Genomic DNA, 23,775 nt, shown 5'->3' with positions numbered 1-23,775 from the left:
GCGCGCGGTCACACCCGGGCCGTGTGCCACGCTCGACGGCGGTGACCGCATGACCGTGCCCGAGATGCTGGCGGTGCTCGCCGCGGGCGCGGCCGCCGGCAGCATCAACGCCGTCGTCGGGTCGGGGACCCTGGTGACCTTCCCGGTCCTGCTCGCCACCGGGCTGCCCCCGGTCACCGCCACGGTGACCAACACCCTCGGCCTGGTCCCGGGCAGCGTCAGCGGCGCGGTGGGCTACCGGCGGGAGCTGGCCGGCCAGCGCCCGCTGCTGCTGCGGCTGCTGCCCGCCTCGGTGCTCGGTGCCCTGACCGGGGCGGTGCTGCTGCTGCACCTGCCGGCGGCGGCGTTCGAGGCGGTCGTGCCCGCCCTGGTCGGGCTGGCGGTCGTGCTGGTCGCCGTCCAGCCGCTCCTGTCGCGCCGGCTGGCCGCGCGGCAGGTCGCCGGCGGCACGTCCCCGCGCGGCCTGCGGCTGGCCGGGCTGGTCGCCGCCGCCTACGCCACCGGCAGCTACGGCGGCTACTTCGCCGCCAGCCAGGGGGTGCTGCAGGTGGGCCTGTTCGGCCTGCTGCTCCCCGAGCCGCTGCAGCGGCTCAACGCGCTGAAGAACGTGCTCACCTCCGCGGTCAACGGGGTCGCCGCGCTCGCCTACGTCGTGGTCGCCACCGACCGCGTCGACTGGACGGCGGCCGCGCTGGTGGCCGGGGGTTCGGTGGTCGGCGGCACGCTCGGTGCGCGGTACGGCCGGCGGCTGCCCCCGGTGGCGCTGCGGACGGCGATCGTCGTGCTCGGCTGCGTCGCCGTCGGGGTGCTGGTGTCGCGGTGAACGTCGTCGAGGCGCTGCTGCTGGTGCTGGCCGGCGTGGGCGCGGGGCTGGCCGGCAGCGTCGCGGGCCTGGCCTCGCTGGTCAGCTACCCGGCGCTGCTGGCGACCGGGCTGCCGCCGGTGACGGCCAACGTGACCAACACCGTGGCGCTGGTGCTCACCAGCGTCGGGTCGATCAGCGCCTCGCGGCCGGAGCTGACCGGGCAGGGGCGGCGGCTGCTGCCGCTGGTCGGCGCCGCGGTCCTCGGCGGCTCGGCGGGCGCCGCGCTGCTGCTGCTCACCCCGGCCGAGGCCTTCGAGCGGGTGGTGCCGGTGCTCATCGGCGGTGCCGCGCTGGCCATCCTGCTGCAGCGCCCACCCCGGGAGCTGGCCGAGGAGGGCGCCCGCGCGCACCGGCGGCGCGACCCGTGGTGGCTGGTGGCGGGGACGGCCGTGGTCGCCGTCTACGGCGGCTACTTCGGCGCGGCGGCCGGGGTGCTGCTGCTGGCGCTGTTCCTGCTGGGCACCGGCGAGCCGCTGCCGAGGGGCAACGCCTTCAAGAACGTCACGCTGGGTGCGGCCAACGCGGTGGCCGCGGTGGGCTTCGTGGTGCTCTCCCCGGTCGCCTGGGGCGCGGCGCTGCCCCTGGCGCTGGGCTGTCTCGTGGGCGGCCGGCTCGGCCCGCGGGTGGTGCGGCACGCGCCGCAGCAGGCGCTGCGCCGGGGGATCGCGCTGGCCGGGCTGGGTCTGGCGGTCGTGCTGGCGCTCGACGCCTACCGGTGACCCCCGGTGGACCGACCGGGGCGGCCACGGGCAGGCTGTCACCGGGCCCACCAGCGGGAACGGGACCCACGACGGCGGGGACGACGAGGCGAGGGAGCCGACGGTGACGATGAGCGACGCGGCAGGACGCTTCCTGGAGGCGCTGCGCGAGCCGGCGGAGCCCGGCGAGGACGGCCTGGAGATGGTGCCCTCGCGGCTGTGCCGCGCCTGCGCCGACGCCGTCGGGGTGGACGGCGCGGCGCTGAGCATCCACGAGGGCGCGGGCCTGCGGACGCCGATCGGGGCCAGCGACCCGACCACCTCGCACGCCGAGCAGCTGCAGTTCACCGCCGGTGACGGCCCGTGCCTGCGCGCCCACGACACCGGCAGCGCCATCGTCTTCGACATCGACGACATCGACCGCAACTGGCCCTCGCTGCACGCCGCCCTGCTCGGCGAGACGCCCTACCGCGCCGTCTACTCGGTGCCGCTGGCCCCGCCGCTGGGGCCGACGGTGATCGTCGACCTCTACGCCCGCGACCTGGCCACGCTCACCGCGGTGCCGCGCGACGACGTCGAGGCGGTCGTGGTGACGATGACGGAGGAGCTGGTGCGCTCCTCCGGCGCCGCGTCGAGCGACGAGAGCTCGGCCCGCTGGTGGGACTCCCCGGAGGCCCGCCGCCGCAACCGGGTGTGGCAGGCCACCGGCGTGGCGACGGTCGCCCTGGGCCTCGACGTCGTCGACACGCTCGCGGTGCTGCGGGCGCACGCCTTCGCCACCGGCCGGGTGGTCGACGACCTCGCCGAGGACATCGTCACCGGCCGGCTGGACCCGGTCGAGCTGCGCGAGCCCGTCCGCGGCGACTGAGCCGGCGCGGCCCCGCTCAGCGGGCGGTGTAGGCCGACAGGAACAGCACGAACGCGCTGCTGCCCAGCAGCAGCCGGGCGGGGGTCAGCCCGTTGATCAGGCCCGCGGTGGCCTCCACCCAGGCCGGCCGCACGGCGGCCTCGCGGGCGCCCCGGCGCACCAGTCGCACCTCGTCGGCCAGCAGCGCCGCGGCCGCGCCCAGCATGGTCAGCCCGACGACGAGGAAGGCCAGCGACAGCCCCTCGGCGAACCCGTCGGCCCGCCCGCCGAGCACCCAGACGGCGACGAGCCCGGCCACCAGCCCCAGCACGGCACCGGCGGCCGGTGCCCACGGGCCCATGCGGGTGAGCGGGTCCCGCCGCCGCGGCCGGACCACCGGAGGGGCGGGCGGGCGGCCGCTCACCGGCCCGGTGGCGTGCGGGCCCGCGTCGTCGGCGGCCGCGGGCGCCACCGCGGGCTGCACCGCGGTGGGTGCCGGCGGCGGTCCTGGCACCGGAGCCGAGCCGACGGCGCTCGCCCCGGCCGCTCCCGCCCGCCCGGCGGGCGCCGACACCGGCGCGGTGGCCGGCCCGGTGGACACGGGCGCCGGCGGGCCCGGCGGCGGGACGGGCCCGGGGGCTGCGGACGGGGACGGGACGGACGGGGACGGGACGGACGGGGACGGGGCGGACGGCGCGGGGGCCACGGGCTCGGACATCGGTGATCACGCTAGGCGCGACCCCCGACAGACCTGCTCAGGCCCCCGGGCGCGGCGGCCGTGGGGGCGGTCCCCCGGCGCGGGACCACGGGCCGTCGCGCCCGGGCGACCCCACGTCACGGGCCGGCGTCAGAGGAGGCGGCGGCTGCCCTCGGCCACCACCCGCAGCCAGCGGTAGCCGTAGCCGTCGAGGGTCAGCTCCACCGTGCCGCCCTCCCCCACCGGGGTCGTCTGGGTGACCAGCAGGTCCTCCAGCCGGTGCGAGGGGTCGCAGCCCTCGAGGGTCAGCGGCACCACCCGGGGCTCGGGGCCGAGGTTGTGCACCGCGACCACCGTGCCGTCGTCCCACGCGGAGAGGTGGGCCAGCACCTCCGGGTGCGGCTGGTCGAGGACGCGGAACGCGCCCCAGCCCAGCTCCGGCGACTCGCGGTAGCGCCGGACGAGCAGCGTGACGAAGGAGAGCATCGAGTCCTCGTCGCGGCGCTGGTCGGCGACGTTGACGAACTCGGGCGCGAAGCCGCCGTCGACCACCGGGCCGGGCAGCCGGTCGGGGTCGGCGGTGGAGAACCCGCCGTTGGGCCCCGAGGTCCACTGCATGGGCGTGCGGACGGCGAGCCGGCCCTCCGCGGAGAGGTCCTCGCCCATGCCGATCTCCTCGCCGTAGAAGAGCACCGGCGTGCCGGGGAGGCTGAACAGCAGGCTGTAGACCATGCGGACCCGCCGCGGGTCGCCGTCGAGCATCGGGGGCAGCCGGCGGCGCAGGCCGCGGCCGTAGACCTGCATCCGCTCCTCGGGCCCGAAGGCGGCGAAGACCTCCTCCCGCTCCTCGTCGGTGAGCTTGTCGAGGGTGAGCTCGTCGTGGTTGCGCACGAAGGTGGCCCACTGGCTGTCGGGGTCGACGTCGGGGCGCGAGGTGAGCGCGGTCGCGAGCGGGCCGGCGTCGCCGCGGGCCAGCGACAGGTACATCGCCTGCATGCCGACGAAGTCGAACAGCATGGTCAGCTCGTCGCCGTCGTCCCCGCCGAAGAACTCCCGCTGCTGCTCGTGCGGCAGGTTCACCTCGCCGAGCAGCACGCCGCTGCCGGTGCGGCGGCCGACGTAGGCGCGCAGCGCCCGCAGGTACTCGTGCGGGTCGGGGAAGCCCTCGCTGTCGGCGCCGCCCTCGGTCTCGAGGAAGAAGGGGACGGCGTCGACGCGGAAGCCCGACAGGCCCAGCTGCAGCCAGAACCCCATGATCTTGGCGACCTCGTCGCGGACCCGCGGGTTGGTGACGTCGAGGTCGGGCTGCTCCTTGTAGAAGCGGTGCAGGTACCACTCCCCCGTCGGCTCGTTGAACGTCCAGACCGAGTCCTCCTGGTCGGGGAAGACCACCTGGTCGCTGGTGTCCGGCGGCTCGTCGTCGCGCCAGACGTAGAAGTCGTGGAAGGGGTCGTCCCGGCTCTGCCGCGCCCGCTGGAACCACGGGTGGTGGACCGAGGTGTGGTTGACGACGAGGTCGGCGATCACCCGGATGCCGCGGTCGTTGGCCGTCCGGATGACCTCGACGAGGTCGCCGTGGGTGCCCAGCCGCGGGTCGACGCCGTAGAAGTCGGTGATGTCGTAGCCGTCGTCGCGCTCGGCGGTCGGGTAGAAGGGCATCAGCCACAAGCAGGTGACGCCGAGGGCGGCCAGGTGGTCGATGCGCTGGGCCAGCCCGGCGAGGTCGCCGCACCCGTCGCCGTCCCAGTCCAGGTAGGTCTCGACGTCGAGGCAGTAGACGACCGCGGTCTTCCACCACACGTCGGCGGTGTCGGTGATCTTCACGTGGGGGTCCCCTCAGCTCGGGGTGGACGGGACGTCGGGTGCGCAGTCGTCGCCGCCGACCCGCGCGGACACGCCGGCACGGGCGGCACCAGGTGCGCTCCCGGCGGCGGCACGCGGGCGGGTCAGGGCGGGGTCGGGCGGCCCTCCGGCAGCACCGTGGGCGCCCCGGGCTCGGGCTCCTGCCGCGGGCGGCGCGGCCCGCCGGGACCGTCGAGCGCCACGGCGGGCTCGGGCCGGGTGACGCCGAGCTGCGGCAGCACGTGCTCGCCGAACGCGTCGAGGAACGGCTTCTGCTCCTTGCCCACGTGGTGCAGGTAGACCTCGTCGAAGCCGAGCTCGACGTACTCGGCCAGCCAGGCGGTGTGCCGGCCGAGGTCCGAGCTCACCCGGACGGCGCCCTCGACCGCCTCCTGCGGCGTGTACCTGCTGGCCAGCTCGAAGGCCTCCGGGCCGTCGAGGTCCCAGCACAGCGGCGGCGGGAAGGTGTTGGTGTACCACTGCTCGTAGGCGATCCGCCGCGCCCGCTCGGGGTCGGGGTCCCAGCACAGGTGCACCTGGAGCACGAGCCGGCCCTGGCCGCCGGCGTCCCGGTAGGCGCCCACCAGCTCGCGCAGCGTCTCGTGCGGCTGGTTGATGGTGATGAAGCCGTCGGCCCAGTCGGCGTGCCGGCGTGCCGTCGGGACGCTCATGACCGGGCCGATGAGCGCGGGCTGCTGCTCGGGCAGCGACCAGATCTTCGCGCGCTCGACGTCGACCAGCCCGCGGTGGGTGACCTCCTCGCCGGCCAGCAGGGCGCGGATGACGTCGACGCACTCGCGCAGCCGGGCGTCGCGCACCCGCTTGGGCGGCCACGGGGTGCCGGTGATCCGCTCGTTCATGACCTGCCCGCTGCCCAGCGCCATCCAGAACCGGCCCGGGAACATGGCCGCCAGCGTCGCCGCGCCCTGGGCGATGACCGCCGGGTGGTAGCGCTGCCCCGGGGCGTTGACCACCCCGCAGGGCAGGCCGGTGGTGGCCAGCGCGGCGCCCAGCCAGGACCAGGCGAACCCCGAGTGCCCCTGGTCGTGGTTCCAGGGCGCGAAGTGGTCCGAGCACATCGCCGCGGTGAAGCCCACCTCCTCCGCGTGCTGGACGGCGGCCAGGAGCTCGGCCGGGTGGACCTGCTCGTGCGAGTTGTGGAAGCCGATCACGGTCACCGTGCGTGCCTACCGCAGCCGGGGGTCCGCGGCCACGGGACCGCGGTGTGCCGGAACGCTCAGCGGAGCAGGCGGGCCACCCGCGCCGGGTCGGTGGCCACGTCGAGGTGGGCGCCGCGGCCGTCCCCTCCGACCGGCCAGCCGCGGTCCCGGGCGGCCGCGGCGTCCTGGTCGTAGGCCGGGGACAGGTGCACGTAGCGCGCCTCGGCGGCCAGGGGTGGCACCGGGACGCCGGTCGACCACAGGTCCGCCGGCAGCCGGTGGCCCTCGGCGAGGACGGCGGCCCGCACCCGCTCGTCGGGCAGCAGCTCGACCATCGCCCCGGGGCCCCACCACGTCGTCCAGTCGGCCACCCGGCCGTCCTCGCCCACCAGCGGCGCCACCCGCTCCCGCACCTCGGCCGGCCACCCCGCCGTCCCCGCGGCCGGCGGCAGGACCGCGTCGAGCCAGACCACCCGGCGGGCGCCGGCGGCCGCGGCGACCAGCGGGAGCGCGACGCCCGCGCCGGAGAAACCGACGACGACGTCGGCCGGCCCCACCGCCGCCGCCCAGCGCTGCGCCCACCCGGCGGCCGAGGGGCGGTCGGCCGCCGGGTCCTGCACCGCGGCCCGGAGGTCGGGGACGGCGACCGACGCGCCGCCCGCCCGCAGCTCCCCGGCGAGCGGGCCGAGCACCGCGGGCCCGAGCAGCGGCGGGTGCACGAGCAGCAGCCGGTCCACGGCCTCAGGGTGCCGCACGCAGCGCGGCGACCCACCACGCGACGGCGGGCACCGACGGCTCGAACGGCGGCCGGCCGTTCAGCACGCCGAGCAGCTGCCAGTAGCGCTCCACGCGGGCGTCGGTGAAGGCGGCCAGCCGGTCGGCGAGCGCGGCGCGGCGGCCCGGATCGTCCTCCCGGCCGTCGTCGAGCAGCTCGGCCACCAGCGCCTCCGCGGCGGGGCTGCCCGGCGGCACGCCGTCGGCGAGCGCGCGGCGGCCCAGCGTCTGCAGGCGGCCGGCGTCGACCCCCGGGTCGGGGTCCTCCGGGCCGGCACCGGCGCCGGCCACCGCCATCTCGCGCACCCGGGCGGCGAACCCGTCGTCGGCCACCAGCCGGGCCAGCTCCAGCCAGGCGGCCACCTGCTCGGCGGTCGGCTCCTCGGGCAGCTCGGCGGGCAGCGACCGCATGGGCGCGGCCAGGCCGGCGCCGGGGGCGTCGTCGGGCAGGCCGGCGAAGGCGCGGTCGACGAAGTCGTCGACGATCCGCTGCCGCTCGCGGGCGGACAGAGCGGCCAGGTCGGACACGATCCTCATCTCCTCGGTCGGGGTGCCGGCGTGCACGACGGCCTGCAGCAGCGTCCGGCGCAGCCGCAGCAGGCGGATCTCGGCGTCGAGGGCGCGCACGTGCTCGGCGGCGACGTCGGCCACCGCGCGGCGGGCGGCCAGCAGCTCGCGGACGGCGGGCAGGCCCAGCCCGAGACCGCGCAGGGTGCGCACCAGGTCCAGGCGGGCCACGGCGGCGGCGTCGTAGAGCCGGTAGCCGCCGGCCGAGCGGGCCGGCGGGTCGACCAGCCCGGCGTCGGACCAGAACCGCACGGTGCGCACCGGGACGCCGAGCCGCGCGGCCACCTCGCCGATGGTCAGCAGGACTCCCTCCACGGGCCCGACCCTGCACCCTCCACCCACTGGAGGGTCCAGACGTAAGCGGCACCACTCCGTCCCCTGCTGCGATCACCTCCTCGGCCCCGGAGGATCGAGGGGTGACACGCACCCCCGACACCGACCGGTGGGGCATCGACGCCACCTGGCTCGACGCCCTGGACGAGGAACACGAGGTCGCCCAGGCCACCATCGAGCGCCTGCGGGAGGTGATCGGCGAGCCGCCGGAGGACCTCGAGCACCGGGCGCCCATCGTCGCGCGCCCCGGCGACGTCCTCGAGGTCGACGAGGCCGAGGTCACCCTCGAGGACGGCTCGACCCGGCACGTGGACGGCGAGCTGCCCGACGACCTCCCGCTCGGCTACCACTGGCTGCAGACGCCCGGCGGCCCGCGCCGCCGGCTGGTCGTCTCGCCCGGCCGGTGCTGGCTGCCCGAGGACCGCGCCTGGGGCTGGGCGGTGCAGCTCTACGCCACCCGCAGCAGGGACAGCTGGGGCATCGGCGACCTCGCCGACCTGCGCGCCGTCCGCGAGATGGCCGCCGGCCAGGGCGCCGGGTTCGTGCTCGTCAACCCCCTGCACGCCGTCGCCCCCACCCCGCAGCAGGAGGCCAGCCCCTACCTGCCGGCCACCCGCCGCTTCCGCAACCCGGTCTACCTGCGCGTGGAGGAGGTGCCCGGGGCCGACCGCGTCGACGTCGGCTCCGGGACCGACCTGTCCGACGGCGACCTGATCGACCGCGACGCGGTCTGGGCGCGCAAGCGCGAGGCGCTGCGCCGGGTGTTCGACGCCACCGGCAGCGACGAGCCGGCCTTCCGCGAGTGGTGGTGGTTCCAGGGGCAGAAGCTGCAGGACTGGGCCACCTGGTGCGCGCTGGCCGACGCGCACGGCCCCGACTGGCACACCTGGCCCGAGGACCTGCGCGACCCGCGCAGCGAGGCCGTCGGGCGGTTCGCCGCCGGGCACGAGCCCGACGTCGCCTTCCACGCCTGGCTGCAGTGGTGCCTGTCCCGGCAGCTCGAGCAGGCCACCGAGGGCATGACCGTCATCCAGGACCTGCCGATCGGCGTGGCCGGCGGCGGCGCCGACGCGTGGACCTGGCAGGGCGTGCTCGCCCAGGGCGCCACGGTGGGCGCCCCGCCCGACGAGTTCAACGCCCAGGGCCAGGACTGGGGCTCCCCGCCGCTGGTGCCCTGGCGCCTGCAGGAGGCGGACTACGAGCCGTTCGTCGAGTCCATCCGCGCCACCATGGCCGGCGCCGGCGGGCTGCGGATCGACCACGTCATGGGCCTGTTCCGGCTCTGGTGGGTGCCCACCGGCGGCAGCGCCGCCGACGGCGCCTACGTCCGCTACCCCGCCGAGGACCTGCTCGACATCGTCGCGCTGGAGAGCCACCGGGCGCGGGCCGTCGTCGTCGGCGAGGACCTGGGCACCGTCGAGGACGGCGTCCGCGAGGCCATGGCCGAGCACGGCGTCCTCAGCTACCGGCTGCTGTGGTTCGAGGACGACGACCCCACCGAGTGGCCCGAGGAGGCGATGGCCGCGATCACCACGCACGACCTGCCCACGGTGGCCGGCCTGTGGAGCGGCGCCGACCTCGAGGAGCAGCGGCAGTACGGCACGGGCACCGACGAGGAGCTCGAGCGCGGCCGGCAGACGCTGCTGGAGCGGCTGCCGGGGCTGCGGAGGAACGCCCGGCCGGAGACGGCGGTCGAGCGGGCGCACGAGCTGCTGGCCCGGGCGCCGTCGCTGCTGCTGTCGGCCACCCTCGACGACGCCGTCGCCGAGCGGCGCCGGCCCAACGTGCCCGGCACCACCGACCGGCCCAACTGGTCGCTGCCGCTGCCGGTGCTCGTCGAGGACCTGCCGGCGCACCCGCTGCTCCAGGAGGTGGCCCGGACGCTGGGCGCGGGCGTGACCCGCACCAGCGACCCGGAGGAGGACGCCCTCGGCGAGCAGCCCGGCGGGGAGGCCCGCGCCGGGTGAGGACCCCCGGCCCCCGGCGCTCACGCGCGTCGGGGGGCAGGGGGCCTCCCTCAGGACCCCGCGCCCTCCTCCTCGAGGCTGCCCGCACCGCGGCCCGCGGTCAGGACGTCGCCGTCCCCGGGACCGCCGACGAGCGCGTCGTCGCCGGCGCCGCCGTCCAGCGTGTCGGGACCGAAGCCGCCGAGCAGGACGTCGGCGCCGTTCCCGCCGGACAGCGCGTCCTCGCCGGCGCCGCCGCAGACCACGTCGTCGGCGTTGCCGGCGGTGACCACGTCGTCGCCGTCCAGCCCCACGATCACGTCGGCCCCGTCCGTGCCGGTGAGGACGTCGTCCCCGTCGGTGCCGGTGATCGTCGGGACCAGGCCCTGGCAGCGCTCCTCGAGGTCGATGCCGAGCACCAGCGGGTCGTGGTCGCTGGACCGGTGGGGGTCCGGCGCGTACAGGTCCGGGTCGCCGTCGTACTGGAAGGCCGCCGACTCGACCGCGTTGACGTTCCAGTGCGCGAGCCCGGTGACCTTCTCCGCCATCGCCGCCGTGGCCAGCGCGTGGTCCAGCGAGCCCGAGAGCGCGTCGAACACGTAGCTGTAGCGGCCCGGGTCGAGGTCCTCGCCGAGGTCGGCGTAGCCGGAGGTGCGTGCGCAGGCCGGCGGTTCGCGGGGACCCCTACGCCCACGAGACGTGACGGACAGGTCACTCCGTGCGTGCAGTCTGCACCTGGACCGGCGCGCCCCGTCAAGGTCGACGAGTCGACCCGTCGCCGTACCGACTCGTCGACCTGGGACGACGGACCGAACACGTGTTCGACGGCCGTGCCAGACTGCGCAGGTGGCTGGCGGGATGCACCGGGGCAGGGCGCGGCCGTCGCTGGGCGAGCGGGCCGCCGACTCCGGCGTCCGCCCGGCGCCCGCGCCCGGGCCGGCGGCCGACCCGCCCCCGCGGCGCGAGGACGGGACCGGCCGGCACTGCTGGGTGCACGCCCCGCCCGGCGCCCCGGGCACGGTGCCGGGGCTGCTGGTCGAGTGGCGTCAGCAGCCCGGGGGCTGGCAGGGCCGCGTCGCCTACGCCGTTCCCGGGCCGCACGGGCCGGTGCTCGTCGAGGCGTGGCTGCCGGCGGGATCGCTCCAGCAGCGCTGAGGGTTTCCCCCGCGGCCGGGCGGCTATGGGCTCCCCTGGACGACCGACCACGGAGGGACCGCGATGACCACCCCACCCGACCGCCCGACCCTCGACGACGTCATGGACACCGAGGAGTCGGCGCCGAAGACGCGCCAGGAGCACGGCAAGGCCGACCCGCGGCCGAGCGACGACGCACTGCAGCACCGCACCGAGCAGGAGCGGCAGGCCGTCGGCTCCGACGACGCCGACCCGGCCGGCGCGGAGTTCCACGCAGCCACCGACTGAGGGTCGCGGGCGGGCGCCGGGCGGCGGTCCGTGCCCGCCCGCGCGGTCAGCGGCCCTGCAGGCTGCGGCTGCGGCCGAGCAGCAGCGCGAGCACCAGCGCCCCGCCGACGCCCGTGCCGGCGACGGTGGCCGCGCCCGGCCACCCGGCGTCCGCCCACGCCCGGCCGGCCACCGTGCCGCCGACCGAGGAGCCCGCGTAGTACCAGAACGAGTACAGCGAGGCGGCCTGCCCGACCGGCCGCTCCCCCAGCGCCGCCCGTGCGACCACCCACCCGCTGGCCACCGCGTGCGCGGCGAAGAAGCCCACGGTGAGCACCGCCAGCCCCGCGACGAACAGCACCAGGGGCTCGGCCAGCGTGAGCAGCAGCCCGGCCCCGGTGAGCACGATCGCGGCGGGGACGACGACCCGCCGGCCCACCCGCTCGGCCAGTCCGCCGGCCAGCGGGGAGCTCACCGAGCCGAGCAGGTAGGTGAGGAAGACCAGCCCGGCCAGCGCCGGCGAGAGCCCGTACGGCGGCGCCTCGAGCCGGAAGGTGCCCGCGTTGTAGACCGCGACGAAGCCGCCCATGAGCAGCGCGGCCAGCGCGTAGAGGCCCAGCAGCACCGGGTCGCCGACGCCGCGGGCCAGCTGCTGCAGCACCGGCGTGCCGCGGGGCACCGGCACGAAGCGCCGCGACGCCGGCAGCAGCAGCCAGACCGCGGCCGTGCACGCCACCGCCAGCCCCGCGGTCGCGCCGAGCGCAGCACGCCAGCCACCCAGGTCGGCCAGCGCCCCGGCCAGCAGGCGGCCGCTGAGGCCCCCGATCGCGGTGCCGCCGACGAACAGCCCGATGGCCCGCGAGCTCACCGAGGCGTCGAGCTCCTCCCGCAGGTAGGCCACCCCGACGGCGGGCAGCCCGGCCAGCGCGAACCCCTGCAGGGCGCGCAGCGCCAGCAGCGGCTCCCACGCCGGCACCAGCGCCACGAGCACCGCCAGCACGGTGGCCGAGGCCAGCGCCGCGCGCAGGACCGCGGTGCGCCCGACGCGGTCCGACAGCGGCCCCAGCACCAGCAGGCCCACGGCCAGCCCCGCCGTCGCCCCCGAGACCGACAGCGTCGCGGCGGCCGGCGGAACGGCGAAGGCGCGGGTGAGCTCGGGCAGCAGGGCCTGGGGCGCGTAGAGGACGGCGAAGACGGCCAGCCCGGCGAGGAAGACCGCCGTCGAGGCGCGGCGCAGCCCCGGCTCCCCCGCGCGGTGGCCCCGCGGCAGCGGGCCCGCGCCGCTCAGCGCGGCGACCGGGGTCGGCGGTCGGGGGGCGGCACGCGGCCATCGTGCCCTGCTGCTGGGATGGGCCGGTGACCCGCCTGCGGCCCGCCGACGTCGCCTGCTGGGTGGTGAAGTCCGCGCGCCCCCCGTCGGCCGTCGTGCCGGGGTGGCGGCCCGGCGAGGAGCGGACGTTCACCCGCTGCCTGTACCGGTCCTACCGGCTCGGGCTGGTGGCGCCCGGGGACCCCTGCCTGCTGTGGCTCTCCGGCCGCGACCGGCCGGGCGTGCACGCCACCGGGGTGGTCGCGGGCGAGGTCGGCGAGGACGAGCGCGGGCCGCTGGTGCACGTCCGGCTGACCCTGCTGGCCGAGCCGGTGCCGCGCGCCGACCTGCTGGCCGACCCGGGGTTCGCCGGCGCCGAGGTGCTGCGGGTGCCCGCCGGCAGCAACCCCTCCTACCTGACCCCCGCCCAGCACGCCGCCCTCCTCGCCCACCTCCCCTGAGCCGCCTCCCGCACGCCGAGGGCGTCCGCCGGCGGGGCTGGGACCATGGGGCGTGTGCCGATGAGACGGATCGCCTGGGGCGCCCTCGCCTGGGTGCTGACCCTCCAGTTCTTCGTCGTGGAGACGGTCGTGCAGCTCCGCGCCGGGCTGCCCTACTCGCGGTCGGCCGACGTCATCAGCGCGCTCGGTGACGTCACCTGGCCCGGGCACTCGCTGATGAACGCCTCGTTCGTCGTGCAGGCCGCGCTCGTCGGCGGCGGCGCGGTGGCGCTGCTGCCGGCCCTGCGCGGCCGGGCGGCCCGTCCCGCGGTCGCGCTGCTGGGCGCCGCCGCGCTCGGCGTGCTGCTGGTGGGCGTCTTCCCGCGGCTGACCTCCCCGACCCTGCACACCGCCGGCGCCGCCCTGTACCTGGTCGGCGGCGCGGCCGGGCTCGTCGCGCTGGCCTACGCCGTCCGCCCGTGGTCGGAGGCGCTGGGGACGACGCTGGCGCTGCTGGGCCTGCTCGGGGCGGCGACGACGGTCTTCTACGGCGCCGGGGTGGTCGGGCTGCTCGGCGCCGGCGGGACGGAGCGGGTCGCGGCCTACGTGGTCCCGATCGGCCTGGCGCTGACCGGGCCGGTGCTGTGGCGGCTCACCCGCAGCCGCGAGGAGCCCGTGACCGGCCGGCCCACCCGCCGCCGGCTGCGCGCCGCCGAGCGGGACCGGGAGCGGGCGGCGCGGGTCCGCCGCGAGGCCGAGCGCGACGACGCCCTGCGGGCCCTCGCCCGCCGGGCCGAGAGCGGCACGGGACGCTCCCCCGCCGCACCGCGGCCGGCCGCTGCCGCGGACTCCCGGGCCGACCCGCACGACGACCTGGCCGACCACGACCTCGCCGACCACGACCTCGCCGACCACGAGCTGGCCGACCACGACCTGGCCGACCACGAGCTGGCCGACCACGAGCTGGCCGACGACGACCTCGACCCCGACGACCCCTGGGCCGGCCCCCGCCGCCGCTGAACCGGTCGCGGTCGTTCCACACCGCGGCCACGACGGGCACATGACCGGACCCACCATGGAGGAGCTCTCCGCCGAGGCGTGCTCCCGGCTGCTCGCCACCCAGGGGATCGGCCGGCTGGCCGTCAACGCCGAGCACCACCCGCTGGTGATCCCGGTCAACGACGCGGTCGACGGGACGACGATCGTCATCCGCACCGCGCCGGGCACCAAGCTGGCCGCGGCCGACCACGCCGACGTCACCTTCGAGGTCGACGAGATCGACCGGCGCACGCGCAGCGGCTGGTGCGCGCTGGTCCGCGGCGTGGCCGAGGAGGTCGGTCCCGGGCACCGCGCCGACCTGGTGGCCCGCACCGAGGCCACCGGCGTGCAGCCGTGGGCGCCGGGCGGGCACGGCCGGTGGCTGCGGCTGATCCCGACCTCGGTCACCGGCCGGCGGATCGTGCCCGGCGAGCTGCCGCCCGCGGTGGACCCGCGCGCCTACCTCTGAGCGGCCGGCGCGGCGGGATCGGGCGCGGGGGCCGTCCCAGCGGCTCCCCGGGCCGCCGGCGGGCGCACGCGACCGCGACTGCGGGCCAGGGCCACCCCGGCCAGGCACACCGCGCCCCCGGCCACGGCCAGCGCCGGCGGCACCTCGTCGAGCAGCAGCCACGACAGCAGCACCACCAGCGGCGGCACCAGGTAGGTCGTGACACCCAGCCGCCCCGCCGGGGTGCGCGCCAGCGCGTAGGCCCACGTGCTGAACGCCAGCGCCGTCGGCACCACGCCGAGGTACACCGCACCGAGCACCGACGACGCCGGGGCGACGGCCAGCTCGGCCGCCAGCACCCCCGACCACGGCAGGCAGCAGACCGCCCCGACCGCGCAGGCGGTCAGCGTCACCTGCAGCGGCGGCAGCCGGCGCAGCACCGGCTTCTGCGCCACCACGCCCGCCGCGTAGGTCACCGCGGCGACCAGGCACAGGACGACGCCGAGCAGGTCGGTGCCGCCGTCCCGGCCGGCGACGCCGATGAGCAGCACCCCGGCGAACGCGACGACCAGCCCGGCCACCAGCCGGCCCGGGAAGCCCTCGCCGAGCACCAGCCCGGCGAGCACGGCGATGAGGATCGGCCCGGTGTTGACCAGCATCGCCGTCGTCCCGGCGTCGAGGTGCTGCTCGGCGGCGTTGAGCGCGACGTTGTAGACGCCGAACCAGCCCACCCCGCACAGCACCAGCAGGCCCCACTCGCGCCGGGTCGGGGCCACCCAGCCACGCCCCAGGGACAGCAGGGCGAGCACCGCCGTCCCGACCAGCAGGCGGCCCAGCGCCAGCGCCCCGGGCGAGAGGTCCTCCCCCACCGCGCGGATGCCGATGAAGGCCGACGCCCAGGCGAGCACGGTGACGGCGACGGCGGCCAGCACGGCCGCGGCGGGGGAACGGGTCACGTCCGGACCCTAGGCACCGCCGGAGGCCGGGAGCTGGCGGTTCCCGGACGTGGCAGCCCTGCTGCGGAGAACGGCAGGAACGCCCCCCTGCAGGGGCCCTCGGTCAGCCGCGCAGGTGCTCGGCGTACGTGCGCCGTCCCCGGGCGGCCCGCGGCCCGGGCAGCACGCTGCCCTCGCGGAACGCCGCGCTCAGCCGGCCCGGCAGCGGGGTGGACACCACGTGCACGCCCGGCTCGCGCGCGGCCGCCCAGGCCCGCGCCAGGTCGCCCGCGGACAGCGCCTCCGGCCCGCCGAACTCGACGACGTCGCCGGCCGGCGGCCCCCCGGCCACCTCGACGAGGAAGCCGGCGGCCTCGGCGACGTCGACCGGGGCGGCCTGCCAGCCCATCGGCACCGGGAGCACCGGCCCCCGGCGGGCGGTCGAGAGCATCTCGTCGATGAACGGGTGGAACTGGGTGATGCGCGCCAGCGTCACCGGCAGCCCGGAGGCCAGCAGCACCTGCTCGGCGGCGAACTTGGCGCGGTAGTAGCCGAAGGGCACCCGGTCGACGCCGACGATCGAGACGTAGACCAGGTGCGTCAGCCGGTCGCGGTCGACCGCCTGCACCAGCCGGCGGGTCCCGGCGACGTCGACCTGCCACGGGTCGCCGCGCGGGTCGCTGGCCGCGTGCACGACCAGCTCCGCCCCGCCCACCGCCGCCGCCAGGTCGCGCCCGGTCGCGAGGTCGCCGCGGACCCCGCCCGGGCCCGTCCCGCGACGCGACATCTGCCGCACCTGGTGCCCGGCCGCCTCCAGCGCGGGGACCAGTGCGCGGCCGAGCTGACCACTGCCTCCGGTGACCAGTACCTGCACGCCCGACAGTGTGGCCGGACCGGTCCCTCCCGTCCTCCCGGCGCGCCCTGCCCGGCCCATCTCACCTGCGAGATACCGTGGCCCCCCGTGACGTCGACCGACCCGACCCTCCTCACGCCGACGGCCGATGCCCCGACGCTCAGCCCCCTGGCCGCGGGTGCGACCCGGCGGATCGGCCTGCTGGTCCGCGACGCGCGGCGGCACCGCGGGCTGACGCAGCAGCAGCTCGCCGAGCGGCTGGGCACCAGCCAGAGCGCCGTCGCCCGCATCGAGCAGGGCGGGCAGAACCTGACCCTCGAGCTGCTCGGCCGGCTCTCCGACGCCCTCGACAGCGAGCTGATCACCGTGGGCCCGGCCGGCCCCACCCACCTGCGGGTGACCGGCGGGACGCCGCTGCGCGGCAGCGTCACGGTGAAGTCGTCGAAGAACGCCGCCGTCGCGCTGCTGTGCGCCTCGCTGCTCAACCGCGGCCGGACGACGCTGCGCAACGTGGCCCGCATCGTCGAGGTGGACCGCATCCTCGACGTCCTGCGCTCGATCGGCGTCTCGGCCACCTGGGACGACACCGGCCGCGACCTGACCCTCGTCGTCCCCGACGAGCTCGACCTCGCCGGCATCGACGCCGACGCCGCCCGGCGGACCCGCAGCATCATCATGTTCCTGGGCCCGCTGCTGCACCGGGCGCGCACCTTCCGGCTGCCCTACGCCGGTGGCTGCGACCTCGGCACCCGCACCGTCGAGCCGCACATGATCGCGCTGCGCCCCTTCGGCCTGGCGGTCGAGGCCCACGCCGGCGAGTACCAGGCCACCGTCGAGCCCCGGGCCACCTCCCGGCGCACCATCGTGCTGACCGAGCGCGGGGACACCGTCACCGAGAACGCGCTGCTGGCCGCCGCCCGCACCGACGGCACCACGGTCATCCGCAACGCCAGCTCCAACTACATGGTCCAGGACCTGTGCCTGTACCTTCAGCTGCTCGGCGTGGGCGTCGAGGGCCTCGGGACGACGACGCTGACCGTGCACGGGCGGCCGGTGCTCGACGCCGACGTGGACTACACGATCAGCGAGGACCCGGTCGAGGCGATGAGCCTGCTCACCGCCGGGATCGTCACCGGCTCGGAGCTGACCGTGCGCCGCGCCCCGGTCGAGTTCCTGGAGATCGAGCTCGCGGTGCTCGCCGAGATGGGACTGCGGTACACGCTCTCGCCGGAGTACCGCGCCGACAACGGCCACACCCGGCTCGCCGACGTCACCATCTCGCCGTCGCAGCTCAAGGCGCCGATCGACAAGATCCACCCGATGCCGTTCCCGGGCCTCAACATCGACCACCTGCCGTTCTTCGCGGTCATCGCGGCCTCGGCCACCGGCTCGACGCTCATCCACGACTGGGTCTACGACAACCGGGCCATCCACCTGTCGGACCTGACCCGGCTGGGCGCCGACGTCCGCCTGATGGACCCGCACCGCGTGCTGGTCACCGGCCCGACCCGCTGGCGCAGCGCCGAGGTGGTCTGCCCGCCGGCGCTGCGGCCGGCCGTCTGCATCCTGCTGGCGATGCTGGCCGCGCGCGGCACCTCGGTGCTGCGCAACGTCGACATCATCGCCCGCGGCTACGAGCACCTCTACGAGCGCCTGGTCGAGATGGGCGCGTCGATCGAGGTCTTCTCCGACTGACCGTCGACGCCGTCCGCGGCCTCCGGTCGCTGCTGCACGGCCCCCTCGCCATCGAGGCGGCCGGGGGGTTCGCCCTGCCGCAGGACCCCGACCGCAGCTACCGGCGGCTGGTGCGCAGCCACGGCGAGGTGCTGCGGTCCTGGTCCCGCGAGCCGGGCGCGCTCAGCGCTCCTGGGCGGTCGGGCGGACCAGCACCTCGTTGACGGCCACGTGCGGCGGCTGCGTGACGACGTAGACGATCGCGCGCGCGACGTCCTCGGCCTGCAGCGGCGTCATCTCGCTGTACATCCGCTGCGAGGCGGCCCTGGCGTCGGGCTGGGTGATGTGGTCGGTGAGCTCGGTGGCCACCGCCCCCGGCTCGACCAGCGAGATCCGCACGCCCTTCGTCGTCACCTCCTGGCGCAGCGACTCGCTGAAGGCGTTCACCGCCCACTTGCTGGCGTTGTAGACCCCGGCGCCCTTGCGGGCGGTGCGCCCGGCGACGCTGGAGACGTTGACGACGTCGCCCGAGCCCTGCTCGACCATCCCGTCGATCGCGGCGTGGGTCAGGTACATCAGGCCGAGCACGTTGGTGGAGAGCATCCGCCGCCAGTCCTCGACGTCGGCGCCGACGATCGTGCCGAGCAGCATCACGCCGGCGTTGTTGACCAGGACGTCGAGGCCGCCGAGCTCCTCGCGGGTGCGGCGGACGGCGTCGCGGCAGGCTGCCTCGTCGGTGACGTCGAGGTCGAGGGTGAGCACCCGCGCGCCGTCGTCCCGGAGCTTCGCTGCCAGCGCGTCGAGGCGGTCGGCGCGGCGGGCGCCGATCGCGACGGCGGCCCCGGCCCCGGCGAGCGCGACGGCGGTGGCCTCACCGATCCCCGACGAGGCCCCGGTGACCAGGGCGACCTTCCCGTCGAGCGGCCTGGTGCTGGCGGTCATGCGGCCCTCCTCCCGGCGCAGCCCGGTGCGGCACCCCGGACAGCCTGCGCCCGTCCCGGGGATCCGGCAGCCCGGGGCTCAGTGCTGCGGCAGCTCGACACCGAAGCCGGACACGGCCAGCCGCAGCAGCACCGGCCCGCCCCGGCGCAGGTCGGCCACCCGCGCGGCGCTGACCTCCTCCAGCTGCGCCACCCGCCGCGCGAGCGCCTCCGGGCCGGCCAGCCGCGCCTCGTGCAGCGCCGTCGTGTTGGCCCACACCCTGCGCCGCGACTCCCGCAGCAGCACCCGCGCCGCCGTCCGGTTCGCCCCGACCATCACCCGGTCGACCACCGTCCTCCGGGAGCCCGCGGCCTGCAGGGCGACGTCCTCGTGGGCCACCCGGCCGGCCAGGACCGCGTCGATCCGCTCGTGGTCGCGGCGGCGGCTGTCCAGCACCGCGGGGTCGGCGAAGTCCGCGGGCCCGATCACCCGCACCAGCGACTGCGGCAGGTCGAAGTTGATGTGCGCGTTCATGCCGAGCAGCACGTGCCCCTCGGGCCGGGTGCGCGGGTCGGTGCCGAACGCGGCCCGCCACGGTGCCGGGGGCGACGCCGGGTCGCGGCGGTGCGCCTCCAGGGCGTCGAGGTAGAACTCGGCGAAGTCGACGTCCCAGACGGTCACCCACGCCGGGTCCTCGAACAGGCCGCCGTCGATCGCGGCGTCCACGGCCTCGGTGGTGCGCAGGTAGGTGCCGAGGAAGAACCGGCCGGGGTCGCCGTCGACGTCGAGCTCGTCGAGCAGCGCCCGCATCCGGCCGACGAGCTCCTCCACCGGTGCGGTCACCCCGGAGATGCTGCCCGAGCGCGGGCCGCTTCGCGCCCGGGCGGCTAGACGAGTGCGTCGTAGCCGTCGTCGGGCGGCAGCAGACCGGAGTCGACCGGCGGCCGGTGCGGCTGGTCCAGGCCGCGCATCCGGGCCGCGTGCAGCGCCAGCAGCAGGTTCAGCCGCAGGGTCGGGTCGGTGGTGAAGGGCCCCAGCAGCCGCTCGAGCTTGCCGATGCGGTAGCGCATCGTGTTGTAGTGGAAGTGCAGCCGGCGGGCGGACTCGGCGACGTTGAGGTTGGTCTCCAGCAGCACCCGCAGCGTCTCGCGCAGGTCGGCCGAGTCGGGGTCGGAGGCGTCGGCGAGCGTGCCGAGCACCTCGTCGACGTAGGACCGCAGCTCGGTCGAGTCCGGGATGAGCGAGAGCAGCCGGAAGACGCCGAGCTGGTCGAAGTGGGTGACCGCCGTCGGCCCGTGGATCTCCTGCCCGACGCCGAGGGCCCGCTGCGCCTGCTGGTGGGCCTCGCCCAGCGCCGACAGCGACAGCGCCGGCCGGCCGATGCCGGTGGCCAGCACGCGCCCCACCCGGCGCACCCGCGCGTTGACCCGCGAGGTGACGGCGGTGACCAGCGCGGTGATGTCCTCGGGCGTGCGCTCGTCGAGCGGCAGCACCGTGACGATCTCGGTGGACAGGCCCGCCACCGCGGCACCGGACACCTCCGACTCCAGCGCCGCCCGCCAGCCGTCGGCCAGCCGGTCGAGGACGTCGAGGGCGCGGGTGGGGTCGGCCTGCGGGTCCGCGGCGGTCTCGGTGGCGGTCACGAGGACGGCGACCGGCCCGTCGAGCCGCCAGCCGAACGACCGGGTCTGCGCCAGCGCCCGCTCGGTGTGCCGCAGCGACCCGGCGACCAGCCGGCGCACCAGGTCGCCCTGGAAGCGCAGCTCGACCGAGTGCACGGCCTGCTGGCGGATGACCGACAGCGCCGAGACGACGGCGGCCCGCTCGAGGACACCGCCGGCACCGACCACCATCTGCCCGCTGCGGTGCACCGCGACCAGCCAGCCGTGCCGCTGCTCGCCGGCCATGATCGGGGCGACGGCGTACTCCCCCACCCCGCCGGGCAGCTCGTGGTGGCCCGGGACGAGCAGGATGCCGTCGGCCGGGGACAGGTCGGCGTCGGCCAGCACGTCGGCCGGGGTGACGACGGTCTGGTCGGCGCGCACGCCCGAGACCCGGCTCGAGGGCGCCATCATCGCCAGCTCGTCCTCGGCCTCGGCGTCGAGCAGCCACAGCCAGTCGCTGATCTCGGCGACGTCGTCCGGGGGGCCGGCGGTGGTGACGATCTCGCGGTCGGGGCCCAGTCCCAGCACCGCCGCACCCTCCAGGAAGGTGGCCAGCTGCTCGGTGACCTCGGCCAGCCCGCCGCCGGAGAGGGCGACGTCGATGAACTGGTCGTGCATGCGGGCGGAGAGCACCAGGGCCTCGCCCTGCTTGCGCACGACCGCGCCGAGGACCTCGGAGACCGCCTCGTCGAGCCGGACGGTGGCCGGCAGGGCGACCACCGGCAGGGACCGCCGGTCGGCCTCGGCGAGCACCTCACCGGGCACCGGCGGCGGCCCCTCGGTGCGCCGGTAGGCCAGCGCCGCGGTGCCCAGGTGGTCGAGGCGCTCGACCAGCGCCCGGCAGTCGGCGGGGTCGGCCGGCGGGAGCCGGGCGCCCAGGACGACCACGACGTCGGGGCCGGCGGCGGCCAGCGGGGCGGTGGGGTCGTCGACGACCATGTGCCGGACGGTCCGTTCCAGACCCGCCCGGCCCGCGACCACCTCGGATCCGGCCAGGCGCGGCAGGCGCAGGGCCTCGTCCACCCGCAGGCCCACCCGGTCGCGCCAGCCCGAGCGGTCGTCCCGGGCCTGGGCGGCGCGGCCGCCGCCGGTCTGGTGCCGGCCGCGCGGGAACGACAGCGGCGCCGTGGGGTACGACCCTGAGGCCAGATAGGCCTCACCCTGAGTCACGACTCGCCCTCCTCGTCGGCCGCCCGATGTCTCGAGTTGCAGGAACCTGGCATGTGTGCCTGGACGGCTGCCCCCATTCTTGGCCACATTCGCCATACGAGGACGTGCGACGCGCCGCTTAGCTTCGAGACCCGGTCCGTTCCGTCCGCTGGATGGTAGGCGGTCGCCGCACCCGGCGCCCCGCCCGCTCCCGGCGGAGGGACCGGACCGGTCGGGGGCCCTGAGCGGAGGGTCGCCTCCGACCTGTCACGGCGAAGGGCCAGCCATGCGCACCATCGACACCACCCCTCCCGGTTCGGGGGCCGCCGTCCAGGGCCGTGCCGCCCGCGCCGGTGTCCCCACGATCCCCCTCCCCCGCGCGGCCCAGGACGCGGTGCGCTCGGGCGCGCCCGTCCGGACGCCCTCCGCCGTGCCGGCCTCGGCCAGCACCGGGGTCGCCGACCTGCTGCGCGGGCCGGTCCGCCAGGCGCGCGTGCTCATGAGCGCGCCGGCCGCCGTCTACCTGCAGGTGCCCACCGAGCGCGGCAGCGACGTGGTCGGCGTGCTCACCAGCGACGCGGCGCGGCTGCCGCTGGGCTGCGTGCTGTTCCGGCCGAGCAACGGCCGCCCGCTGGTCACCGTGCCCGCCGGCGCCCCCGCCGAGGTGGGCGGCGGCCGGATCGTCGTCGGCGACCTCGTCGTCCGCGCGGCCGCGTGGTGGGACCCGCGGCCCCGGCTGCCCAGTCCGCGCCCGGCGCTGCTGCCCGAGGGCGTGCGGCAGCTGCGCAACACCCTCTACGGCGAGGGCGTCCCGCACAGCGCGTTCACGCTGCCGGGCCTGCCCGGGGGCCCGGGCGGTCCGCTGGCCGCGCTGCGCGGCGCCGTCCGCCGGGCGGACCTCGACGCCGCGCTGCGCACCGCGGTGCGGCTGGTGGGCCTCGGCCCCGGCCTGACCCCCGCCGGCGACGACGTCATGGCCGGCACCATGGCCGGGCTGGTGCTGCTCGGGCACCCCGCCGCCGAGCGGTTCTCCGCCGGCGTGCACGCCCTGGCCGCCGGGCGCACGACGGAGCTGTCCCGGGCACTGCTGCGGCACGCCGCGGCCGGACGGGTCAGCGGCGAGTACGCGGCGGTGCTGGCGGGCCTGGTCGGTGAGCGCCCGCTCGGCCCGGCGGTCGAGGGCCTGCTGGCCACCGGCTCCACCAGCGGCCGGGCCATGGCGCTGGGCCTGTGCACCGCGATCGACCTGGTCGACCGCACCCTGCGGGTGCGCTGACCGCGACCGGCCCCGGCACCGCAGCGGCCCCCTCCCGGCTCGGGAGGGGGCCGCTGCCGTGTCCGGCGATGAGCCCCGCGGCCCTGGCCGGTCTGCAGGACGGGAACACCGGACCCACGACCCGCAGGAGACCGCCGTGTCCTTCCAGGCCCACCTCGACGCGATCGAGGAGAAGACCGGGCTCACCCCGCGCCAGCTGCTCGACCAGGCGCACGCGCGGGGCCTCGACGCCCCGGGGACCAAGGCCGGTGAGGTGGTGGCCTGGCTGGCGGAGGAACACGGTCTCGGCCGCGGGCACGCGATGGCGCTGGTGCACGTGCTGAGGAACGGGCCGGGCATCAGCAGCAGGCACGTCGGCTCCACCGGCTCGCACCGCGACGAGTCCGACACCCTGTGGCTGGACGGCAGGGCGACGAGGCCCACCTGAGCGCGCTGCCGCCTCAGTCGGGCAGCTGGTCGCCGACGCCGACCGGGCCGGGCAGCAGGGGACCGAGGGCGTCCCACTCGGCGATCCGGCAGCCGTCGGTGCGCGCGTGGGCGCGGTCCACGGGGGCCGCGCGCCAGGTCCCGGTCACCCGGGCGGTCTGCGGCCCGCCGTAGACCTCGGTGCAGGCCACACCGGTCCGCGGCCCGGCGAACGGGTCGTCGAGGCCGGCCAGGTGCGCGCAGGACCCGGCCGGGTCGGGGTGGTCGCCGCCCGGGACGTCGCCGCATGTCAGCGTGTAGCGCTCCACGGGGCTGCCGTCGCCGCGGTCGACCTCCACGGTGAGCGCGTCGGCCGCCGCCGTCGCCGGGCCCGTGGTGCCGGGCGCGGCGCCCGACCCCCGCTGCGCGCACGCCGCGCACAGCAGCACCGCGGCGAGGAGGAGGGCGCCCGCCGTGGCCCCCGTGCAGGGCCCCGCCGCGGGCATGCGGGTGGCGGGGCGCACGGGGTCCTC

Annotated in this window: 26 protein-coding genes; 13 read left to right on the top strand and 13 right to left on the bottom strand. The window is 77.2% G+C overall.

From position 1 onward, the window contains the following. Positions 1–49 precede the first annotated feature (49 nt). The 3 genes from BMZ33_RS12755 (at position 50) to BMZ33_RS12745 (ending at position 2,431) form a co-directional block, all read left to right on the top strand. Entirely contained in the window at positions 50–823 is a 774-nt protein-coding gene (locus tag BMZ33_RS12755; RefSeq protein WP_091111028.1) for a sulfite exporter TauE/SafE family protein, read from the top strand. Beyond that, positions 820–1,584: a sulfite exporter TauE/SafE family protein gene (locus BMZ33_RS12750; RefSeq protein ID WP_091110770.1), complete on the top strand. Its 765-nt coding sequence runs from the start codon at positions 820–822 to the stop codon at positions 1,582–1,584. The genes BMZ33_RS12755 and BMZ33_RS12750 overlap by 4 nt, the downstream gene beginning before the upstream one ends. Before the next feature lie 109 nt (positions 1,585–1,693). Next, positions 1,694–2,431: a hypothetical protein gene (locus BMZ33_RS12745; protein ID WP_091110768.1), complete on the top strand. Its 738-nt coding sequence runs from the start codon at positions 1,694–1,696 to the stop codon at positions 2,429–2,431. Between the two features lie 16 nt (positions 2,432–2,447). Here the strand turns inward: BMZ33_RS12745 and BMZ33_RS12740 are convergent, their stop codons facing one another. The 5 genes from BMZ33_RS12740 to BMZ33_RS12720 form a co-directional block, all read right to left on the bottom strand. After that, the gene (locus tag BMZ33_RS12740) at positions 2,448–2,924 is read right to left on the bottom strand and encodes a hypothetical protein (protein WP_169064250.1); all 477 of its coding nucleotides are present in this window, start codon (positions 2,922–2,924) and stop codon (positions 2,448–2,450) included. A 333-nt stretch (positions 2,925–3,257) separates the two neighbouring features. Continuing rightward, positions 3,258–4,931: an alpha-amylase family protein gene (locus tag BMZ33_RS12735; RefSeq protein WP_091110765.1), complete on the bottom strand. Its 1,674-nt coding sequence runs from the start codon at positions 4,929–4,931 to the stop codon at positions 3,258–3,260. Between the two features lie 122 nt (positions 4,932–5,053). Beyond that, positions 5,054–6,127: a TIGR03885 family FMN-dependent LLM class oxidoreductase gene (locus BMZ33_RS12730; RefSeq protein ID WP_091110763.1), complete on the bottom strand. Its 1,074-nt coding sequence runs from the start codon at positions 6,125–6,127 to the stop codon at positions 5,054–5,056. A 59-nt stretch (positions 6,128–6,186) separates the two neighbouring features. Then, complete coding sequence (locus BMZ33_RS12725; RefSeq protein WP_136697285.1) at positions 6,187–6,846, bottom strand: alpha/beta hydrolase; 660 nt, start codon at positions 6,844–6,846, stop codon at positions 6,187–6,189. Between the two features lie 4 nt (positions 6,847–6,850). After that, entirely contained in the window at positions 6,851–7,765 is a 915-nt protein-coding gene (locus BMZ33_RS12720) for a MerR family transcriptional regulator (RefSeq protein WP_091110757.1), read from the bottom strand. A 101-nt stretch (positions 7,766–7,866) separates the two neighbouring features. Between BMZ33_RS12720 and malQ the strand changes: the two genes are divergently transcribed. Next, complete coding sequence (malQ, locus tag BMZ33_RS12715) at positions 7,867–9,750, top strand: 4-alpha-glucanotransferase (RefSeq protein WP_091110754.1); 1,884 nt, start codon at positions 7,867–7,869, stop codon at positions 9,748–9,750. A gap of 50 nt (positions 9,751–9,800) precedes the next feature. On the opposite strand, the gene BMZ33_RS12710 is transcribed toward malQ, so the two are convergent. Continuing rightward, a complete protein-coding gene (locus BMZ33_RS12710) occupies positions 9,801–10,328 on the bottom strand; it encodes a calcium-binding protein (RefSeq protein ID WP_169064249.1) in 528 nt (175 codons plus the stop codon). A 259-nt stretch (positions 10,329–10,587) separates the two neighbouring features. On the opposite strand from BMZ33_RS12710, the gene BMZ33_RS12705 reads away from it, so the two are divergent. Then, on the top strand, positions 10,588–10,884 hold the full coding sequence (locus BMZ33_RS12705; protein ID WP_091110752.1) for a hypothetical protein: 297 nt from the start codon (positions 10,588–10,590) through the stop codon (positions 10,882–10,884). A gap of 63 nt (positions 10,885–10,947) precedes the next feature. Beyond that, positions 10,948–11,151 carry a hypothetical protein gene (locus BMZ33_RS12700; protein WP_091110751.1) on the top strand — a complete coding sequence of 68 codons (204 nt, stop codon included), beginning with the start codon at positions 10,948–10,950 and terminating at the stop codon, positions 11,149–11,151. 46 nt (positions 11,152–11,197) lie between these two features. Here the strand turns inward: BMZ33_RS12700 and BMZ33_RS12695 are convergent, their stop codons facing one another. Beyond that, the gene (locus tag BMZ33_RS12695) at positions 11,198–12,367 is read right to left on the bottom strand and encodes an MFS transporter (protein ID WP_244524285.1); all 1,170 of its coding nucleotides are present in this window, start codon (positions 12,365–12,367) and stop codon (positions 11,198–11,200) included. Between the two features lie 119 nt (positions 12,368–12,486). Between BMZ33_RS12695 and BMZ33_RS12690 the strand changes: the two genes are divergently transcribed. Genes BMZ33_RS12690 through BMZ33_RS12680 form a run of 3 tightly spaced genes read left to right on the top strand, consistent with a single transcriptional unit; the run spans position 12,487 to position 14,386 of the window. Further along, positions 12,487–12,900, top strand: coding sequence for a hypothetical protein (locus BMZ33_RS12690; protein WP_091110747.1), 414 nt, complete (start codon positions 12,487–12,489; stop codon positions 12,898–12,900). A gap of 60 nt (positions 12,901–12,960) precedes the next feature. Next, positions 12,961–13,899: a DUF998 domain-containing protein gene (locus BMZ33_RS24480; protein ID WP_169064248.1), complete on the top strand. Its 939-nt coding sequence runs from the start codon at positions 12,961–12,963 to the stop codon at positions 13,897–13,899. Positions 13,900–13,939: 40 nt separating this feature from the next. Continuing rightward, on the top strand, positions 13,940–14,386 hold the full coding sequence (locus tag BMZ33_RS12680; RefSeq protein ID WP_091110743.1) for a pyridoxamine 5'-phosphate oxidase family protein: 447 nt from the start codon (positions 13,940–13,942) through the stop codon (positions 14,384–14,386). Here the strand turns inward: BMZ33_RS12680 and BMZ33_RS12675 are convergent. Beyond that, the gene (locus BMZ33_RS12675) at positions 14,377–15,321 is read right to left on the bottom strand and encodes a DMT family transporter (RefSeq protein WP_091110740.1); all 945 of its coding nucleotides are present in this window, start codon (positions 15,319–15,321) and stop codon (positions 14,377–14,379) included. The genes BMZ33_RS12680 and BMZ33_RS12675 overlap by 10 nt on opposite strands. A gap of 103 nt (positions 15,322–15,424) precedes the next feature. Then, positions 15,425–16,174 carry an SDR family oxidoreductase gene (locus BMZ33_RS12670; RefSeq protein WP_091110738.1) on the bottom strand — a complete coding sequence of 250 codons (750 nt, stop codon included), beginning with the start codon at positions 16,172–16,174 and terminating at the stop codon, positions 15,425–15,427. An 87-nt stretch (positions 16,175–16,261) separates the two neighbouring features. Between BMZ33_RS12670 and BMZ33_RS12665 the strand changes: the two genes are divergently transcribed. Next, entirely contained in the window at positions 16,262–17,848 is a 1,587-nt protein-coding gene (locus BMZ33_RS12665; protein ID WP_169064247.1) for a helix-turn-helix domain-containing protein, read from the top strand. After that, positions 17,845–18,051 (top strand): TetR-like C-terminal domain-containing protein, encoded by a 207-nt coding sequence (locus BMZ33_RS24675; protein ID WP_425283685.1) that lies wholly within the window; start codon positions 17,845–17,847, stop codon positions 18,049–18,051. The genes BMZ33_RS12665 and BMZ33_RS24675 overlap by 4 nt, the downstream gene beginning before the upstream one ends. Here BMZ33_RS24675 and BMZ33_RS12660 read toward each other — a convergent pair. From BMZ33_RS12660 to BMZ33_RS12650, 3 genes are all read right to left on the bottom strand, one after another. Beyond that, positions 18,011–18,769, bottom strand: a complete 759-nt coding sequence (locus BMZ33_RS12660) for an SDR family NAD(P)-dependent oxidoreductase (RefSeq protein WP_091110736.1) — start codon at positions 18,767–18,769, stop codon at positions 18,011–18,013. The genes BMZ33_RS24675 and BMZ33_RS12660 overlap by 41 nt on opposite strands. Positions 18,770–18,847: 78 nt before the next feature. Then, positions 18,848–19,591, bottom strand: a complete 744-nt coding sequence (locus tag BMZ33_RS12655) for a DUF5995 family protein (RefSeq protein WP_091110734.1) — start codon at positions 19,589–19,591, stop codon at positions 18,848–18,850. A gap of 44 nt (positions 19,592–19,635) precedes the next feature. Then, entirely contained in the window at positions 19,636–21,582 is a 1,947-nt protein-coding gene (locus BMZ33_RS12650) for a PucR family transcriptional regulator (RefSeq protein ID WP_169064246.1), read from the bottom strand. Positions 21,583–21,847: 265 nt separating this feature from the next. Here BMZ33_RS12650 and BMZ33_RS12645 point away from each other — a divergent pair, with 265 nt between their 5' ends. Together BMZ33_RS12645 and BMZ33_RS12640 are read left to right on the top strand one after the other, a co-directional pair. Next, the gene (locus tag BMZ33_RS12645) at positions 21,848–22,837 is read left to right on the top strand and encodes an oxamate carbamoyltransferase subunit AllH family protein (RefSeq protein WP_091110731.1); all 990 of its coding nucleotides are present in this window, start codon (positions 21,848–21,850) and stop codon (positions 22,835–22,837) included. A 136-nt stretch (positions 22,838–22,973) separates the two neighbouring features. Further along, positions 22,974–23,264, top strand: a complete 291-nt coding sequence (locus tag BMZ33_RS12640) for a DUF4287 domain-containing protein (protein ID WP_091110729.1) — start codon at positions 22,974–22,976, stop codon at positions 23,262–23,264. Between the two features lie 13 nt (positions 23,265–23,277). On the opposite strand, the gene BMZ33_RS12635 is transcribed toward BMZ33_RS12640, so the two are convergent. Next, positions 23,278–23,766, bottom strand: coding sequence for an SSI family serine proteinase inhibitor (locus BMZ33_RS12635; protein WP_169064245.1), 489 nt, complete (start codon positions 23,764–23,766; stop codon positions 23,278–23,280). Positions 23,767–23,775: the final 9 nt, after the last annotated feature.

Origin of the sequence: Geodermatophilus dictyosporus, assembly GCF_900115505.1 — a bacterium.
In the GTDB taxonomy this organism is placed as follows: Bacteria; Actinomycetota; Actinomycetes; order Mycobacteriales; family Geodermatophilaceae; genus Geodermatophilus; species Geodermatophilus dictyosporus.
This window is presented reverse-complemented; position numbering and strand designations above follow the sequence as displayed.

Excerpts from the sequence above, each read along its gene's own strand:
- BMZ33_RS12745 (WP_091110768.1), top strand. The coding sequence starts at position 1,694 with ATGAGCGACGCGGCAGGACGCTTCCTGGAGGCGCTGCGCGAGCCGGCG.
- BMZ33_RS12705 (WP_091110752.1), top strand. The coding sequence starts at position 10,588 with ATGCACCGGGGCAGGGCGCGGCCGTCGCTGGGCGAGCGGGCCGCCGAC.
- BMZ33_RS12755 (WP_091111028.1), top strand. The coding sequence starts at position 50 with ATGACCGTGCCCGAGATGCTGGCGGTGCTCGCCGCGGGCGCGGCCGCC.
- BMZ33_RS12660 (WP_091110736.1), bottom strand. The coding sequence starts at position 18,769 with ATGACCGCCAGCACCAGGCCGCTCGACGGGAAGGTCGCCCTGGTCACC.
- BMZ33_RS12645 (WP_091110731.1), top strand. The coding sequence starts at position 21,848 with ATGCGCACCATCGACACCACCCCTCCCGGTTCGGGGGCCGCCGTCCAG.
- BMZ33_RS12700 (WP_091110751.1), top strand. The coding sequence starts at position 10,948 with ATGACCACCCCACCCGACCGCCCGACCCTCGACGACGTCATGGACACC.
- BMZ33_RS12680 (WP_091110743.1), top strand. The coding sequence starts at position 13,940 with ATGACCGGACCCACCATGGAGGAGCTCTCCGCCGAGGCGTGCTCCCGG.
- BMZ33_RS24480 (WP_169064248.1), top strand. The coding sequence starts at position 12,961 with ATGAGACGGATCGCCTGGGGCGCCCTCGCCTGGGTGCTGACCCTCCAG.